This window comes from Microbacterium suwonense (assembly GCF_030296555.1).
Taxonomy (GTDB): Bacteria; Actinomycetota; Actinomycetes; order Actinomycetales; family Microbacteriaceae; genus Microbacterium; species Microbacterium suwonense.
Genome location: NZ_AP027728.1, coordinates 2,672,417 through 2,688,218, shown reverse-complemented (window position 1 = coordinate 2,688,218; position 15,802 = coordinate 2,672,417). Strand labels below are relative to the sequence as shown.

The window sequence follows — 15,802 nt, the reverse complement described above, 5'->3', positions numbered from 1 at the left end:
GCGATCAGCGCGGCCGCAGCTCCGTGCGAGTCAGAGCGTCCGCTGCCCTCACGAGGGCGAGATGCGAGAATGCCTGCGGCGTATTGCCCACCTGGCGGTTCTCGCGCGGGTCATACTCCTCAGACAGCATCCCGACGTCGTTGGTCAGGGAGCACAGGCGATCCATCAGTTCATTCGCATCGTCGAGCCGCCCCGTCGCCGCGTACTGCTCGACCAGCCAAAATGAGCACGCCAGGAACGGACTCTCACTCCCGGCCAGACCGTCGACCCCGGTGTCGGTGCGGTAGCGGTGCAGCAGGCCGTCGCGCATGAGCGTCTGCTCGATGCGCTCGACGGTCGCCAGCATCCGCGGGTCGTCGGGCCGGCAGTAGCCGACCTCGCCGAGCAGCAGCAGCGAGGCGTCGACCTCGTCGGTGCCGTAGTACTGGGTGAAGTGGCCGTTGCGCACGCCCTCGCGGTCGATCTCCTCCCGCATCCGTGCCCGCAGCTCACGCCAGGTGTCGACGGGACCGTCCAGCCCGAACTCCTCGACGGCGCGCACTCCGCGGTCGAAGGCCGCCCACATCATCGCCCGGGAATGCGTGAACATGTGGGTGTCGCCGCGGATCTCCCACAGGCCGTTGTCCGGCCGGTCGATCTGCTCCGCCGCGAACCGCAGCAGCTGCCGTTCCAGGGGCCAGGAGAACTTCGACTCCTTCAGGCCAGCCGAGCGCGCTGCCGAGAGCGTGACGAGCACCTCCCCCACCACATCGGCCTGATACTGCGCTGCGGCGCCATTGCCCACCCGTACCGGGGCGGATGCCTCGAATCCGGGCAGCGATGACAGCGTCCGTTCGGTGAGATCGCGCTCACCGGCCAGCCCGTACATGATCTGCAGGTCGGCCGGGTCACCCGCGACCGCGCGCAGCAGCCACTCGCGCCAGCGCTCTGCGAGCGCCAGGAACCCATGGTCGAGCAGCGCCTCGAGGGTGAGCGCGGCGTCACGCAGCCACACGTAGCGGTAGTCCCAGTTGCGCTCCCCGCCGATCTCCTCGGGCAGCGCCATGGTCGCCGCAGCGGCGATCCCTCCGGTCTCATGGTTGGTCAGCGCCCGCAGGATCAGCAGCGAGCGCACCACCTGCTCGTGGTGGGGCCCGGAGTGCTCCACCCGGTCCGCCCAGCTCTGCCACCAGTGCTTGGTGCGCGCGAGCACATCGTCGACGTCGAGCGGATCGGGTGCGGTGCGGTGCGACGGGAACCAGGTCAGCTGCAGATCACGTGTCTCACCGGCCGCGACGGTGACCTCGCCGCTGTGCTGGTGGTCGGCAGCCTTCAGTGCGGCGCCGCGCAGGATCACAGCATCCGGTCCGGCCATCGCGACCAGCTGCGGATGCTCGTCGGTTCCGGTCTGCCGCACCCACGGCATCGCCCGGGCATAGTCGAAGCGGATGCTGAGCTGCTGCTCGAACCGCATCACCCCCTCGATGCCGACGACCCGCCGGATGAGGTCGGTGCGGCGGACGTCGACGGCGGGGTCGGGGTCGATGGGCATGAAGTCGTGCACCTCGGCCACGGCATCCGCGGTCCGCCACCTGGTGATGAGCACGAAGGTATCGCGGTCGTAGCGGCGGGTGACGGTGGCGTCGGGGTCGGCCGGCCGCAGGGCCCATCGGCCGTGTGAGTCATCGCCGAGAAGCCCGCCGAACGTGCTGGGCGAATCCAGTCTCGGCAGGCACAGCCAGTCGATGCTCCCCTCGCGGGACACGAGCGCCGCGGTGCGGCAATTGCTCAGAAGTGCGTAGTCCTCGATCCGCATGGCCATGTCCGGCAGTCTCGCACCGTCTCCCATCGCAATGAAATCTCACACGGCATATCGTGATCACATGGCTTCCGAGACGACACTTCTCATCCTCGGCGCATCCGGCGACCTCACCTCGCGCCTGCTGCTTCCCGCGATCGGTCAGCTGATGGAGCGCGAGCCCGGCAGACGGCTCACGCTGCGCGGTGCCGGATCCGACGACTGGAGTCAGAAACGCTGGCGCGACTGCGTGCGCTCGGCGTTCGCCGCATCGGATGCCGAGGAGCAGGCCTCGCGCGTGGAGGACACCACGTACACGAAGGCCGACGTCACCGACCGTGATGCGCTGGCCGCACTCGTGGAGGGCGTGCAGGGACGCCTGGTGATCTACTTCGCCCTGCCGCCGGCGGTGACGATCGCCGCCTGCGAGGTGCTCAAGGGCATCACTCTGCCGACGAACACCGTCCTTGCGCTGGAGAAGCCGTTCGGCAGCGACGAGCACAGCGCCCGCGACCTGAACGCGCTGCTGCGGCAGCTGGTGCCGGAGGAGCGCATCTTCCGCGTCGACCACTTCCTCGGACGCTCCACGCTGCTGAACGTGCTGGGCGTGCGTTTCGCGAACCGGCTGATCGAGCCGGTGTGGTCGGCCGATCACGTGCAGTCGGTGCTGGTGCGCTACGACGAGGCGCTCGCGCTGGAGAACCGCGCCCGCTACTACGACGGCGCCGGTGCCATGATCGACATGATCCAGAGCCACCTGCTGCAGGTGCTGGCGGTGCTCGCGATGGAGCAGCCGCACGACCTGGACGAGGTCGATCTGCGCGATGCCATGGCGGCGGCGCTGCGCGCCACGCGCATCTGGGACGACAACCCGGTGCGCTCCTCGCGGCGCGGTCGCTACACGGCCGGTCGGCTCGCGGTGAAGGACGACGTGCACAAGGTGCAGGAGGCGCGCGACGTTCCCTCGTACGTCGAGGAGGAGGGCGTGGATCCTTCCCGCGACACCGAGACGCTGGCCGAGATCACGTGCGAGGTGCACACCGCCCGCTGGGCCGGTGTGCCCTTCACGCTGCGCAGCGGCAAGGCGATGAAAGAGCGCACGGCCGAGATCGTGGTGACCTTCAAGCCGGTGCGGCACATCCCCGACGGGCTCACCGAGCGTCCGGCCGACGGCGGCGTGCTGCGGTTCGTGCTCGGCCCCGACCAGATCGACCTGGTGCTGAACGTCAACGGCGGCGACGACCCGTTCGCGCTGCGCCGCGATGTTCTCAGCAGCAACCTCGGCAAGGGCACGCTGCTGGCCTACACCGAGGTGCTCAGCGAGATCCTCGACGGCGACGTGGCGCTGTCGGTGCGGGGGATGCCGCCGAGCAGTGCTGGCGGATCATCCAGCCCGTCCGCGACGCGTGGGCCCGGGGCGACGTGCCCATGGACGAGTACCCCGCCGGCTCCCTCGGCCCCGCCGGCTGGGCGACCTCGCAGCGCCCGTAGCAGCGCCCGTAGCGGCGCCCACCTCCCGCCTCCCGCCTCCCGCCTCCCGCCTCCGCGAGACTTCCTTTCCAGCATGAGAAGGGATGCAGTGCGGCTGGTCTCGTGCTGGAAAGGAAGTCTCGAGGGACGGATGCCGAGGATCAGGCCTGACTGGTGAGCGCCAGCCCCGATCCGTCGACCGCGACATCGACGCGCACCGTGTCGCCATCGTGCACACTGCCCGAGAGCAGCGCCGTGGCGAGGCGGTTCTGCACCTCGGTCTGGATGAGCCGGCGCAGCGGGCGGGCGCCGAACACCGGGTCGTAGCCGCGCTCTGCCAGCCACGACCGGGCGTCCGGGGTGACGGCCAGCGTGAGGCGGCGGTCCCCGAGGCGGCGCTGCAGCTGGTCGACCGACAGCTCGACGATCTGCGCGAGGTCGTCCTGGCTGAGTGCAGAGAACATCACGATGTCGTCCAGGCGGTTCAGGAACTCGGGTCGGAATGACTGCCGCACCAGCGCCATCACGGCTTCGCGCTTGTCGTCGGTCGACATCGCCGGGTCGATCAGGATCGGCGAGCCGATGTTGCTGGTGAGGATCAGGATGACGTTCGAGAAGTCGACCGTGCGACCCTGACCGTCGGTGAGCCGGCCGTCGTCGAGCACCTGAAGCAGCACGTCGAACACCTCGTGGTGCGCCTTCTCGACCTCGTCGAGCAGCACGACCGAGTACGGGCGGCGGCGCACCGCCTCGGTGAGCTGACCGCCCTGCTCGTAGCCGATATAGCCGGGAGGGGCACCGACCAGCCGCGAGACGGAGTGCTTCTCGCCGTACTCCGACATGTCGATGCGCACCATGGCGTGCTCGTCGTCGAAGAGGAACTCGGCGAGCGCCTTGGCCAGCTCGGTCTTGCCGACCCCGGTGGGGCCGAGGAACAGGAACGACCCGGTCGGCCGGCCGGGGTCGCTGATACCCGCGCGGGAGCGGCGGACGGCATCCGACACCGCCTTCACGGCATCCTTCTGCCCGATCAGCCGCTTGCCGAGTTCGCTCTCCAGGTGCAGCAGCTTCTCGCTCTCGCCCTGCAGCAGCCGACCGACGGGGATGCCGGTCCACGCGGCGATCACGGCGGCGATGTCCTCGTCGGTGACCTGCTCGTTGACCATCCGGCCCTCGCTGGAGACGGCGGCCTCGTTCTGCTCGGCCTCGGCGATCTCGGCCTGCAGTCGCTTGATGGTCTCGTACTCGAGCTTGGACGCCTTCGTGTAGTCGGCCTCGCGCATGGCGAGGTCGCGCTGGGTCACGGCATCGTCGAGCTTCTTCTTCAGCTCACCCACCCGGTTCAGGCCCGAGCGCTCGCGCGCCCAGCGCTCCTGCAGCCCGGCCAGCTCCTGCTCGAGCTCGGCCAGCTGCTCACGCAGGGTCGACAGCCGCTCCTTGGACGCGTCGTCCTTCTCCTTCTTCAGAGCGAGCTCTTCGAGTTTCATCCGGTCGACCTGACGCTTGAGCTCGTCGATCTCGACCGGCGACGAGTCGATCTCCATCTTCAGTCGCGACATGGCCTCGTCGATCAGGTCGATCGCCTTGTCGGGCAGCTGCCGGGCGGGCAGATAGCGGTTGGAGAGTGCGGCGGATGCCACCAGCGCACTGTCGGAGATCGTCACCCCGTGGTGCGCCTCATAGCGGCCCTTGAGTCCGCGCAGGATCGCGATGGTGTCTTCAACAGTGGGCTCGCCGACGTACACCTGCTGGAAGCGGCGCTCCAGCGCGGCATCCTTCTCGATGAACTCACGGTACTCGTTGAGTGTGGTCGCGCCGATCATGCGCAGCTCGCCGCGGGCGAGCATGGGCTTGAGCATGTTGGATGCCGCGACCGATCCCTCCCCGCCGCCGGCGCCCATCAGCACGTGCAGCTCGTCGATGAAGGTGATGACCTTGCCGTCGGACTCGGTGATCTCCTTGAGCACGCTCTTCAGACGCTCCTCGAACTGGCCGCGGTACATCGCACCGGCGACGAGGGCGGAGATGTCCAGGGAGACGAGTTCCTTGTCCTTGAGGGATTCGGCGACGTCTCCCGCGACGATGCGCTGCGCGAGCCCTCGACCACGGCGGTCTTGCCGACGCCGGGCTCCCCTATCAGGACGGGGTTGTTCTTGGTGCGCCGGGTGAGCACCTGGCTCACACGACGGATCTCGCTGTCACGGCCGATCACCGGATCGAGCTTGCCCTGGCGGGCGCGATCCGTGAGGTTGATGCCGAACTGCTCAAGGGCGCTCTGCTGCTCTTCGTTGCTCTGTGCGGGGTTGGTCATTCGATCCTCCTGGAGGAGACTCTCCTTCAAAGTTGAGTGGTGATGACTCAAGTTTAGCCACAGTTCCCCTCGCGAGCAAAGCCTTCCCTTTTGGGGCATACAGTCGTATGGTATTGGTTATACATACGTATGGAGGCATAGTGTCGAAGATCATCGGACTCATCGGGATGCTCGCTCCGCTCGCCGCCCTGGCCGTGCTGATCGTGCACCGCCGTCGCGCTCCTCTCCCAGCCGCGATCGGGATGACGGGCGCGCTACTGGCGAGCCTGGGTACCGTCGCGGAGTTCCTCAGTGCCCGCGTGGTCTGGCTCGGAGGCGAAGGGATGCACGGCGTGCTCGAGCGGCTGGAGGGCTGGGGCCTCATCCGCTTCGGCCTGGTGGCGGGCGGGCTTCTCCTGCTGCTGATCGCCGCCTGTCTCGGTCCCGGTCGCGCTGTTCCGCGATTCCCGCTCGCGCTCGCCGGGGCGATCGCCGCCACCCTCGGCATCGCGATGCGCCTCATGCCGGTCGACCTCGACGACCTCGACGGCGCCATGCGCTTCTTCGCCACGATGGCCCTCGAGACCGCCCAGTTCGGCCTGCTCGGCGCCGGGACCCTGCTCGTGGCGATCGCCGTCGTCAGCGGTCGTGACGACGCCCCCGACCCGCTGAACGGCGTGGTCCGCATCGCGCGGCGGGCGTACGCGGAGCTGCAGCGCCAGCGCACTGCGCAGCGGCCGGGGCAGCAGGACGACGCACGTCGGTAGCATCGAAGGATGTCCCGCGAGAGCATGCTCGATCACGTCGTCGACGTGATCTCCGCCGACGGGATGGCGGGCCTCAGCATCCGCGCCGTCGCCGCCCGCGCCGGGGTCGCGATCGGCACCGTCCAGCACTGGTTCCCCACCAAGCAGGCCATGCTGCTGGCGGCGATGGACCGCGTCGCGCAGATCGCAGAGCAGGCGTCGGACGCGCGGCTCTCGCAGGCCGACCCCGACGACCGGGTGCGGGCCGTAGCCCAGTTGCTGGTGCCCGCCGATCCCGCGAGTCCCGTCTCGCGCGTCTGGGTCGCGTTCGCCGCGTACGCCGTGGCGGATGCCGAAGTGCGCGCCCGCTACGAGCAGCTCTGGGCCCGCACGCACGCGGGCGTCGTCGGGCTGCTGGCCGCCGCTGCTCCGCGGGCGGCAGCATCCGCTCTGGACGATGCGGCCAGCGAGCTGCTGGCTCTCGCCGACGGCCTGACGATCGCCGTGCTCGACGAGCCCAGCAGGATGCCGCCGGCACGCGCCGCCGCGATCATCCGACGCCGGGTCGACGCGCTCCTCGCCGAGCTCGGCGGCTGAGCTCACCCGAGGTTCGCGGCGATCACGTCCCAGATGTCGTCGGCGACGGCGCGCTTCGAACCGGACGCCTTCGCCAGCACCGCCCCGCCGTCGCCGATGATCTGCACGGTGTTCTCGGCGGCCTCGAACCCGCGATCCCAGCCGACCTCGTTGACCACGAGCAGGTCGACCCCCTTGCGCTCGCGCTTGCGCCGTGCGCGAGCGAGCAGCTCATCGGCATCCTGCGGCGTCTCGGCCGCGAAGGCCACGACGACCTGACCCGGATGCCGCCGTGCGGCCAGCGCGGCGACGATGTCCTCGTTCTGCACCAGGTCGATGCTCTCCAGCACGCCGGATTCCTTGGTGAGCTTGCCTTCGGCGACCTCGGCGGGCCGATAGTCGGCGACGGCCGCGGCCATCACGATCACGGCGGCATCCTCGGCGGCCCCGCGCATGGCCTCGCCGAGTTCGGCTGCGGTTCCGGCATGCTCGATACGGATGAGCGGATGCTGCACGGCTTCCGCCAGCACGCCGTCGTCGATGTTCGCGGCGACCAGCACGACCTGGGCACCGCGATCGGCCGCGGCGAGCGCGAGCGCAACACCCTGGCGACCGCTGGACCGGTTGCCGAGGAAGCGCACCGGGTCGAGCGGCTCGCGGGTGCCGCCGGCCGAGATCGCGACCTGCAGTCCGTCGAGGTCGAGGTCGTCAGCGCCGCCGCCGCGCCTGTCGACCAGTGCGAGGGCCGCCTCCACGATCTGCTCGGGTTCCAGCATCCGCCCGGGTCCGGAGTCGCCGCCGGTCAGCTCGCCCTCCCCGGTCCGAGGATCGCGACGCCGCGCTCATGCAGCACGCCGATGTTCGCTTGAGTGGCCGGATGCCGCCACATCTCGGTGTGCATGGCCGGGGCGATCGCCACCGGTGCCATGGTGGCGAGCAGCGTGGTGCCGAGCAGGTCATCCGCCAGCCCGGCCGCCATCTTCGCGATCGTGTTCGCGGTGGCGGGCGCGACGATGATCAGCTCTGCCGCCTGCCCGAGCGCGACGTGCCGCACCGTGGCGACATCCTCGTGCACGCTCGTGGTGACCGGCTTGCGGCTGATCGCCTCCCAGGTCGGCAGGCCGACGAAGCGCAGCGCATCATCGGTCGGGATGACGGTCACCTCGTGCCCGGCCTTGATGAGCAGGCGCACCAGGTGCACTGCCTTGTACGCGGCGATGCCGCCCGTGACTCCGACGACGATGTTCACGGTTCGATTCTGCCTCAGGCGCCCCCATCCCCCGTTCGTGTAGCGCAAATGGTTCGGATTCCGGGCCGAACCCAGCAATTTGCGCTACATGAAACAAGGGGGCGGGATGGGGCGACCATAGACTCGGGCTCATGTGCACGGTGGTGATCGATGTCGAGTGCGACAGGGCACGGCTGCTGGCCGTGCGCGACGAGGATCCGCAGCGGGAGTGGGACGACCTGGGCCCGTGGTGGCCGGCCGACCACCCGGGCGTGATCGGCATCCGCGACCGGCGTGCCGGCGGCGCCTGGCTCGCGTACGACCCGCAGGCCCGGCGACTCGCCGTGCTGCTGAACCGTGCCGATGTGCTGGATCTTCCCGAGAGCGCCGTGCGCTCGCGTGGGTCGCTGGCACTGGATTCGGTGGCCGGGCGCACTCCGACCAGCGGGCCGCTGCCCATGCACGGCTTCAACCTGCTCGAGGTCACCCCGGCCGCATCGCGCGTGCTGTCGTGGGACGGCCGCGATCTGCGCGAGACCCGGGTGACCGAGGGCGTGCACATGATCGCGCACGATGATCTCGACGATCCCGACACGGCGAGGATTCGACGCTGGCTTCCGGAATTCGCTTCGTCTCGCCCTGCGGATGCCGGATGGGCGGCGCGCTGGATCGACCTGCTCGCGGAGAGCGCGACCCTCCCGCCCGAGGATGACCGTGCGATCATCCGCGACAACAACACCCACGGCTATCCCACGATGTCGCTGCTGTTCTGCACGGCCGAGGTGTCGTCGGAGCATGCCGAGGTCGTCTCCCACGTGCTCGCCGATCCGGGGCAGTGGGGATGACCGCGACCCACGCTGGATAGGCTCGTCGGCATGAGCGATCCCCAGCAGCCGGCCCAGCCTCCGTACGCGAACCAGCACGGCCAGCACCAGCAGGTCCCCGCGAACGCCTATGGGCTTCATCCGTACGCCTCCTCGCCCACCGCCGCGGGCGCGGGCTCTCTCGGCCGCACGGCGTTCATCTTCGCCGTGATCACCGCAGTGCTCGGGCTGCTCTTCGCCATGGCGACGCCGTTCGTCATCTCCGGGCTGCGCGCCGAACCGGTGATCTATCAGCTGTTCACGCTGATGCACTCGATCCTTAGCCTGGTGCTGGGCGCACTGGCGCTGATCCTCGGCATCGTCGCCGCCCGTCGCGGCTCGCAGCCGGTGCTGGCCGGAATCGCGATCGGCGTGGGCGCGATCGAGGTGCTCGGAACGCTGACCGGCTTCGTCTCGAGCCTGATGTTCTCCGTGCTGTACTGAGGCCCGACCAGGAGCGCGCAAGCACAGCACTTGCTCGGACAATCAGCTCTGCCTACGCTGAAGCCGTGAGCACATCAGGCCCGCACGATGACGGCACGGTGAGTCATGCGGTGTTCCGCGTGGCTCGACTGCACAAGTCCCTCGCCGCGAGGCTTCTGCGCGAGACCGGCCTGCGCCCCGGACAGGAGCTCGTGCTGATGGCGCTCTGGCGCGACGGCCCGCAGCGACTGGTCGACCTGGTGCGGCGGCTGGAGTCCGACGCGCCCTCGATGACACGCAGCATCGCGCGACTGGAGAAGGCGGGACTCGTCCAGCGACAGACCTCCGCCACCGACCGACGGGCCGTCATCGTCGAGGCAACCCCCAGAGCCTGCCGCTGCGTCAGCCGGTCGCGGATGCCTGGGCCGAGCTCGAGCGGCTCACCGTCGGCGACCTCCCGGCGGAACGACAGGCGGAGGTCGTGCGGATGCTGGATGAGCTCGAAGAGCGGCTCACTGCGGCATCCGAGGCCGCCCGCGACTGACCGCGACTGCGGTACGCCGGTCGCAGCGCACCTTCCGAGCATACCATGAAAGAAGTTGCTCGAACAGGGAATACACCCGCTCGTATGTTGTTCGAACAACATAGACGGCCGTCGAGCCGTCGGACAGGAGATCCCATGACCAGCACACCCACCCCCACCGCCTTCGACCCGATCGAGGTGGGCGCTCTGCCGCTGCGCAATCGCATCGTGATGGCGCCCATGACCCGCAGCCGGGCATTCCGCACCCTGGCGACCGACGACATGGCCGAGTACTACGCGCAGCGAGCCGGCGCCGGGCTCATCGTCACCGAGGGCATCCAGCCCAGCGCGATCGGACAGGGCTACCCGGCGACTCCCGGGCTGCACTCCGCCGAGCAGGTGGAGTCGTGGCGCAGGGTGACGGATGCCGTGCACGCGAACGGCGGCAGGATCGTCGCCCAGCTGATGCACACCGGCCGCATCTCGCATCCGAGCAACCCGGAGGCTGCCGGCAACGGCGCCCTCATCCCCGTCGCTCCTTCCGCCGTGCGCGCGAACGGGCAGATCTTCACCCCGACCGGGCGCCAGGACCACGCCACACCGACCGCACTCACCGAGGACGGCATCCGCGACACCATCGCCGACTTCAGCTCCGCCGCACAGAACGCCATCGCGGCCGGATTCGACGGGGTCGAGGTGCACGGCGCCAACGGCTACCTGCTGCACCAGTTCCTGACCACGAACGCGAACCTGCGCACCGATCGGTGGGGCGGCAGTCCGGAGAACCGCATCCGCTTCGCCGTCGAGGTCACTCGCGCCGTGACCGAGGCCATCGGCGCCGACCGCACCGGCATCCGCCTCTCCCCGAACAACAGGCTGGGCGACACCGCCGAGGACGACCACACCACCCTCTACCCGCTGCTGGTCGGCGAGCTCGACAAGCTGGGGCTCGCCTACCTGCACCTCGTCGACGCCGGCGACCCCGGCCTGACACCGCGCATCCGAGAGAAGTGGAGCAGCGCACTGATCCTGAACGCCTCGGCGCCCGACATCAGCACGCACCCGGAGCGGCTGCGGCTCGTCGACGACGGGGCGGCCGATCTCGTCTCGTTCGCCCGGCTGTTCATCGCCAATCCCGATCTCGTCGAGCGACTCGCCGCGGGTGCCGAGCTGGCCGCCCCCGACATGACGAAGGCGTACGGCGGAACCGCCGAGGGCTACACCGACTACGCCCCGCTCAGTCTGGTCGGCGCCGCGTGACGACGCACGTCGGCGCCGCGTGACGGCGCACCGCGGCGGGCCGCTATTCCGGCAGCGGCTCGTCGCGGTACAGCGCCTCGAAGGTGTCCAGGGTGCGGTTGATGTCGTGCACGGCGACCCCGTCGAGCGATGCGCGCTGCATCCGCTCGTACTCCGCCGGCTCCGCGGTGAGCACCCGGGTGAGCTTCTCGGCCAGGTCATCGATGTTGCCCGGCTCGAACAGGTAGCCGTTCTCGCCGTCGTGCACGAGGTGCGGCAGCGCGACGGCGTTCGCGCCGACGACGGGCAGAGCGGATGCCATGGCCTCCATCGTCACGATCGACTGCAGCTCGGCGATGGAGGCGATCGCGAACACGGATGCCCGGGAGTACAGCTCACGCAGCTGCTCGTCGGTCACCCGGCCGTGGAAGGTGACCCGGTCGGTCAGGCCGAGCTGCACGGTGAGCGCCTCCAGCGCCTTGCGCTGGTCACCGCCGCCGGCGATGTCGAAGGTCACGTGCAGTGCCGGGTCGAGCCTGGTGATCGCGCGCAGCACCACATCGACCTGCTTCTCGCCGGTCAGGCGCCCCACGAACAGGATCCGGTTCCGCTCGCGCGTCCCGATCACGGGCGTGTAATTGCTGCGGTCGATGCCGCAGGAGATCGGCACGACGCCGGAGATGTCGATGGTGCGCTCGAGGAAGTCGGCGGCCTTGCGTGTGGGTGTGGTCACCGCACGCGACATGGCGAAGGTGCGCGCGGCGTCGTCCCAGGCGAGCCTGAGCACGATGTCATCGATGAACTTCGGCATGGTGGTGTGGTCGAGGATGTTCTCGGCCATCACGTGGTTGGTGGCGATCACCGGGATGCCGCGCTTGTGGGCGATGCGGGTGAGCCCCCGGCCGATCACGATGTGCGACTGGATGTGCACCACATCGGGCTGCACCTCGTCGAGCACCTTGCGGGCGTAGTGCTTGGAGCGCCATGGCCAGATGAACCGCAGCCAGTCATGCGGCAGCCAGCGCACCGCCGGCAGCCGATGCATGGTGACCGGCTCGCCTTCGATGATCTCGGTGTGCGCGGGATTCTTGCGGTACGCGGTGTTGGGCGCCACGACGTGCACCTCGTGCCCACGGTGCACCAGACCCGCGGCGAGCCGCTCCGCGAAGCGCGCGGCGCCGTTGATGTCGGGTGCGAAGGTGTCGCAGCCGAGGAGGATCTTCAGGGGTCGTCCGGAGGTCAAGGAGGTACTGCCTATCTGTAGCTCTGGGATCGAAGCCCGAGGCGACGACCGCTGGGGCGCAGGCCACTCTACCCGAGCATCCTGCGGCAATTCGAGAGGCCAGCCGCTCCCAGCCCATCCCCCGCGGCGACCCGTACGGTGGAGGCATGCGCTTGACCTCCTCCGCCGATCCGGCACTGTGGATTCCCGTCACCGGCTCGCTCGGCCTGCGCGGCCGTCGTCACCGGAAGGCGGCGATCCGGATGCTGATGACGCAGGCGAACTCGGCCCTCGGCGCAGAGAGCCGACCGGGCTCGCGGATGGCCGCCTGGCTGGCGAGCCAGGCGGTGCCGCTTGCGATGCGCAAGGCCGACGGCCGCGTGCTGGTGTGGACGTGGAGGGCCGAGCCGGACCTCGTGGTCGCGATGGCGACCGTGCAGGAGCTCACCGCGCAGTTGCGCATGGCGCGCGCATCGATGCCGATGGAGTACGACGACACCGAGAACTTCCCCACCCCGCTCGGCGTGGGCGAGAAGCTGGTCATCCCGATGCCGCCGAATCCGGCGTCGCCGCCGTCGGCGAGCTACACCTGGGACACCGGCACGCACCTGATCACCCTCACGGTCGTCTGCAGCGACCGCGAGCGCTTCGGCACGCTGGGGCCGGCGCTGGACGATCTGGCCCGCAGCATCCGTATCTCCGCGGACCTGACCGGCGGCGAGTCGAACGTCCTGCGCCTGCCGCCTGCCTGATCAGCTGTCGCCGGGCTGCGCAGCGCCGAGCTGGTCGGCGATGGCGCGCACAGCCTCCATCGGCACCATGCCGACGGTGACCGTGGCGATGTCGAGCAGGGTCATCTCCAGAGCCTCGTCGGGAAGCGGCCCGTCGACGATCGGGCCCAGCACGGCGCGCATCACGGCGAGCGCGTGCGGGTCGGCCCGCAGCTCTCTGACGGTGCGGATGCCGACGGCCGAGGCGCGCAGCGCCGCGAGGTCATCGGCGGGAACGTCGGATTCCGGCATCCGCTGCTCCGCCAGCACCAGGTGATCCGTCGTGACGTCGCCGGTCTCGGGCAGGCCGAGGCGCGTGTACTGCTCCGCCGGCGCCTCCGCCGCGCGCATCGCCTCCACCAGCAGCTGCGCCATCCGCAGCTCGATCCGAGGATCGTCCATCGGCTCGCGCTGCTCCGGGTCGTTCTGCAGGTCGAACAGCATCGACCCGAACGCCGCGGGGTTGGTGGGCGCGAGCGCCGGTACCCGGAGCACGGGCATCTCCTTCGTGAAACCCAGCGGCGGCACCAGCTCGGCCGCGCGCAGCACGTCTGCTCCGAACCGCCCGCGCATATTGGTCGGCATCAGGGTGTACTCCGCCAGCGGCTGATTGTCGGGCGTGACGCAGGCACGCATGTACACATAGCGCCCGTCGGTGATGTTCGCATGTCCGCCGTGCAGGCCGAACAGCGCCGTCTCGCGCACGGGGCTGCCCTCCTCGATCACGCGGGCCAGACTCTCACCCTGCATGTCCGGCGTCGCCGGAACGCCGAACAGGTCGAGCAGCGTCGGCCCGAAGTCGATGGTCTGCACGAGCTGGTCGCGCCGCTCCCCTGCGACCCGGGAGCGCGGATCCCAGATGAACAGCGGCGTGTGGATGGTCTCGTCGTACAGCGGCGGCACGTTCTTGCCGAGCCAGTCGTGCTCTCCGAGTAGCAGGCCGTGATCCGTGCAGACGATGAGCATCGTGTCGTCCCACAAGTCGTGGGCGTCCATCAGGTCGAGCACGCGACCGAGCGAATGGTCGCACATCGACAGCAGTGCCGAGTACCGCGCGCGCAGGTGCGCCAGTTCGGCATCCGTTTCCGTCACTTGCTTGTAGTCGGGCCAGTCGAAGTCGCGGTCGACCTGCGCCGACGTGTCGGCGTACAGCCGGTGGTACTGCTCGTAGCTGAAGAACGGCTCGTGCGGGTCGAACGTCTCGATCTGGACGAACCAGTCGTCGCTGTCGAGGTTGGTCTCGATGAAGTGCAGACCGGCGTCGAACGTCCTGGTCTGCGGGTGCTCCTGCTCCGTCGTCATGTACTGGCGGTTGATCACGTCCTGGCGGCGCAGGTCGCGGTTGCTCGCGTAGGGCGTCACGGTGCTCAGGTCGGGGTCGGCGACGTGGCCCTTCCATTCGTCGCCCTCCTGCCCGCGGAAGAACTCGAAGGTGCGGAATCGCGGATGATAGGTGGCACCGCCGTCGAGCCAGTAGTGCTGGTGATCGGTGACCAGGTGCGTGTACACGCCGGCTTCGCCCAGCATCTGCGGCACGGAGTCGTCGAAGGGCTCCAGCGGTCCCCAGCCGCGGTGCAGGAAGTTGTAGCGCCCGGTGTGCAGCTCCCGACGCGCGGGCATGCAGGGCATGCTGCCGCCGTAGCAGTTGTCGAACTGCACGGTGCACTCGGCGAGGCGCTCGAAGTTGGGGGCGTGCACCCCTCGGCGCCGTACGGCGGCAGAAAGCGCCGGTTGAGGGTGTCGAACATGACGACGATGGCCTTCATGATTGCTCCGATTCAGCAGGTTCTCATCGCACCGAGCGGATGCGGAAGACGACGATTCCGCCCACCACCATGATCAGGGCGGCGGTCAGATACAGCTGGCTGTAGCCGGCGACCGAGAGCACCAGCCAGCCCACCAGCGGGGCGATGGGCAGGTGCTGGGCCGAGTTGACGATGCCCAGGTCGCGCGCCCGGGTCTGCGGGTCGGGCAGCAGGTCGGTGAGCAGCGCCTGATCCACCGACAGGAATGCGCCGTAGCCCAGCCCCAGCAGCACGGCGGCGACGACGCCGCTCTCCCAGGTCGGCACGAGGGCGAGTGCGAGCGCGGCGGCGGCCTGCAGTGCGGCGCTGACCGCGACCAGAGCACGGCGGGCGCGCCAGCGATCGGTCAGCACTCCGCCGAGCCAGGATGCCAGGGCGCAGGCCCCCAGGTATACGAGCGTCAGGATCAGCAGCGCGTTGTCGGGGTTGGGCAGGTGCAGCGAGTCCGACAGGAAGTACAGCAGGTATGTCGTGCCCAGCAGATTGCCGGCGTTCACGAGCACACGGGAGAGACCGGCCCAGCCCAGGTCGCGGTAGCCGCGCAGGGCGCCGGGGTTCCAGCGCCATGCCTTCGGCCGGGCGCTGCCCTCGATGGGGTCTGCTTCGTCATAGGCGATGATGAACGGCACCGGTGCGAACAGGGCGATCGCGGCGATGACGATCCAGCTCCAGCCCACGTCGGTCACCAGCTCGGTGACGATGATCATCCCCGCGGCGAGAGCGATCACCTGGGGCAGCCCCATCGCCGTCGAGGCCCGGCCGCGCTGATCCTCGGGAACACGGTCGGCGATGATCGCCGAGAGCGAGACGAGCACGGTCGCCTGCCCCAGTGCGACGAGCGCGAGCAGCAGCGCCGCACCCTGCCAGGTG

At 69.4% G+C, this 15,802-nt stretch carries 11 protein-coding genes and 3 pseudogenes; 8 read left to right on the top strand and 6 right to left on the bottom strand.

All coding sequences use genetic code 11. The annotated features are described in order from the left end of the window. Positions 1–4: 4 nt before the first annotated feature. Positions 5–1,801, bottom strand: a complete 1,797-nt coding sequence (locus QUE33_RS13490; protein WP_286300707.1) for a glycoside hydrolase family 15 protein — start codon at positions 1,799–1,801, stop codon at positions 5–7. A gap of 61 nt (positions 1,802–1,862) precedes the next feature. Between QUE33_RS13490 and QUE33_RS13485 the strand changes: the two are divergent. Continuing rightward, positions 1,863–3,268, top strand: a pseudogene (locus QUE33_RS13485) (glucose-6-phosphate dehydrogenase). Between the two features lie 140 nt (positions 3,269–3,408). On the opposite strand, the pseudogene QUE33_RS13480 reads toward QUE33_RS13485, so the two are convergent. Next, a pseudogene (locus QUE33_RS13480) lies at positions 3,409–5,558 on the bottom strand (ATP-dependent Clp protease ATP-binding subunit). A 140-nt stretch (positions 5,559–5,698) separates the two neighbouring features. On the opposite strand from QUE33_RS13480, the gene QUE33_RS13475 reads away from it, so the two are divergent. Both QUE33_RS13475 and QUE33_RS13470 read left to right on the top strand, forming a co-directional pair. Then, on the top strand, positions 5,699–6,304 hold the full coding sequence (locus QUE33_RS13475) for a hypothetical protein (protein ID WP_286300706.1): 606 nt from the start codon (positions 5,699–5,701) through the stop codon (positions 6,302–6,304). Positions 6,305–6,313: 9 nt separating this feature from the next. Further along, positions 6,314–6,880, top strand: a complete 567-nt coding sequence (locus tag QUE33_RS13470; protein WP_286300703.1) for a TetR/AcrR family transcriptional regulator — start codon at positions 6,314–6,316, stop codon at positions 6,878–6,880. A gap of 2 nt (positions 6,881–6,882) precedes the next feature. Here QUE33_RS13470 and coaBC read toward each other — a convergent pair. Continuing rightward, positions 6,883–8,108: pseudogene (coaBC, locus tag QUE33_RS13465) on the bottom strand (bifunctional phosphopantothenoylcysteine decarboxylase/phosphopantothenate--cysteine ligase CoaBC). Between the two features lie 131 nt (positions 8,109–8,239). Here coaBC and QUE33_RS13460 point away from each other — a divergent pair. The 4 genes from QUE33_RS13460 (at position 8,240) to QUE33_RS13445 (ending at position 11,156) form a co-directional block, all read left to right on the top strand. Then, on the top strand, positions 8,240–8,932 hold the full coding sequence (locus QUE33_RS13460; protein WP_286300701.1) for an NRDE family protein: 693 nt from the start codon (positions 8,240–8,242) through the stop codon (positions 8,930–8,932). Between the two features lie 30 nt (positions 8,933–8,962). Further along, the gene (locus QUE33_RS13455; RefSeq protein ID WP_286300699.1) at positions 8,963–9,394 is read left to right on the top strand and encodes a hypothetical protein; all 432 of its coding nucleotides are present in this window, start codon (positions 8,963–8,965) and stop codon (positions 9,392–9,394) included. A 65-nt stretch (positions 9,395–9,459) separates the two neighbouring features. Continuing rightward, positions 9,460–9,966 carry a MarR family winged helix-turn-helix transcriptional regulator gene (locus QUE33_RS13450; protein ID WP_286300697.1) on the top strand — a complete coding sequence of 169 codons (507 nt, stop codon included), beginning with the start codon at positions 9,460–9,462 and terminating at the stop codon, positions 9,964–9,966. An 86-nt stretch (positions 9,967–10,052) separates the two neighbouring features. Beyond that, positions 10,053–11,156, top strand: a complete 1,104-nt coding sequence (locus QUE33_RS13445) for an alkene reductase (RefSeq protein ID WP_286300694.1) — start codon at positions 10,053–10,055, stop codon at positions 11,154–11,156. Between the two features lie 43 nt (positions 11,157–11,199). Here the strand turns inward: QUE33_RS13445 and QUE33_RS13440 are convergent, their stop codons facing one another. Beyond that, positions 11,200–12,378 carry a glycosyltransferase gene (locus QUE33_RS13440; protein WP_286300692.1) on the bottom strand — a complete coding sequence of 393 codons (1,179 nt, stop codon included), beginning with the start codon at positions 12,376–12,378 and terminating at the stop codon, positions 11,200–11,202. 146 nt (positions 12,379–12,524) lie between these two features. On the opposite strand from QUE33_RS13440, the gene QUE33_RS13435 reads away from it, so the two are divergent. Next, complete coding sequence (locus QUE33_RS13435) at positions 12,525–13,109, top strand: hypothetical protein (RefSeq protein WP_286300690.1); 585 nt, start codon at positions 12,525–12,527, stop codon at positions 13,107–13,109. On the opposite strand, the gene QUE33_RS13430 is transcribed toward QUE33_RS13435, so the two are convergent. Next, on the bottom strand, positions 13,110–14,825 hold the full coding sequence (locus QUE33_RS13430; RefSeq protein WP_286300688.1) for a sulfatase: 1,716 nt from the start codon (positions 14,823–14,825) through the stop codon (positions 13,110–13,112). A 91-nt stretch (positions 14,826–14,916) separates the two neighbouring features. Then, entirely contained in the window at positions 14,917–15,747 is an 831-nt protein-coding gene (locus tag QUE33_RS13425; protein WP_286300686.1) for an MFS transporter, read from the bottom strand. Between the last annotated feature and the right edge of the window lie 55 nt (positions 15,748–15,802).

What these genes read in the sequence shown, in the direction of transcription:
- QUE33_RS13445 (WP_286300694.1), top strand. Translation starts at nt 10,053, where the DNA reads ATGACCAGCACACCCACCCCCACCGCCTTCGACCCGATCGAGGTGGGC.
- QUE33_RS13455 (WP_286300699.1), top strand. Translation starts at nt 8,963, where the DNA reads ATGAGCGATCCCCAGCAGCCGGCCCAGCCTCCGTACGCGAACCAGCAC.
- QUE33_RS13470 (WP_286300703.1), top strand. Translation starts at nt 6,314, where the DNA reads ATGTCCCGCGAGAGCATGCTCGATCACGTCGTCGACGTGATCTCCGCC.
- QUE33_RS13435 (WP_286300690.1), top strand. Translation starts at nt 12,525, where the DNA reads ATGCGCTTGACCTCCTCCGCCGATCCGGCACTGTGGATTCCCGTCACC.
- QUE33_RS13490 (WP_286300707.1), bottom strand. Translation starts at nt 1,801, where the DNA reads ATGGCCATGCGGATCGAGGACTACGCACTTCTGAGCAATTGCCGCACC.
- QUE33_RS13460 (WP_286300701.1), top strand. Translation starts at nt 8,240, where the DNA reads ATGTGCACGGTGGTGATCGATGTCGAGTGCGACAGGGCACGGCTGCTG.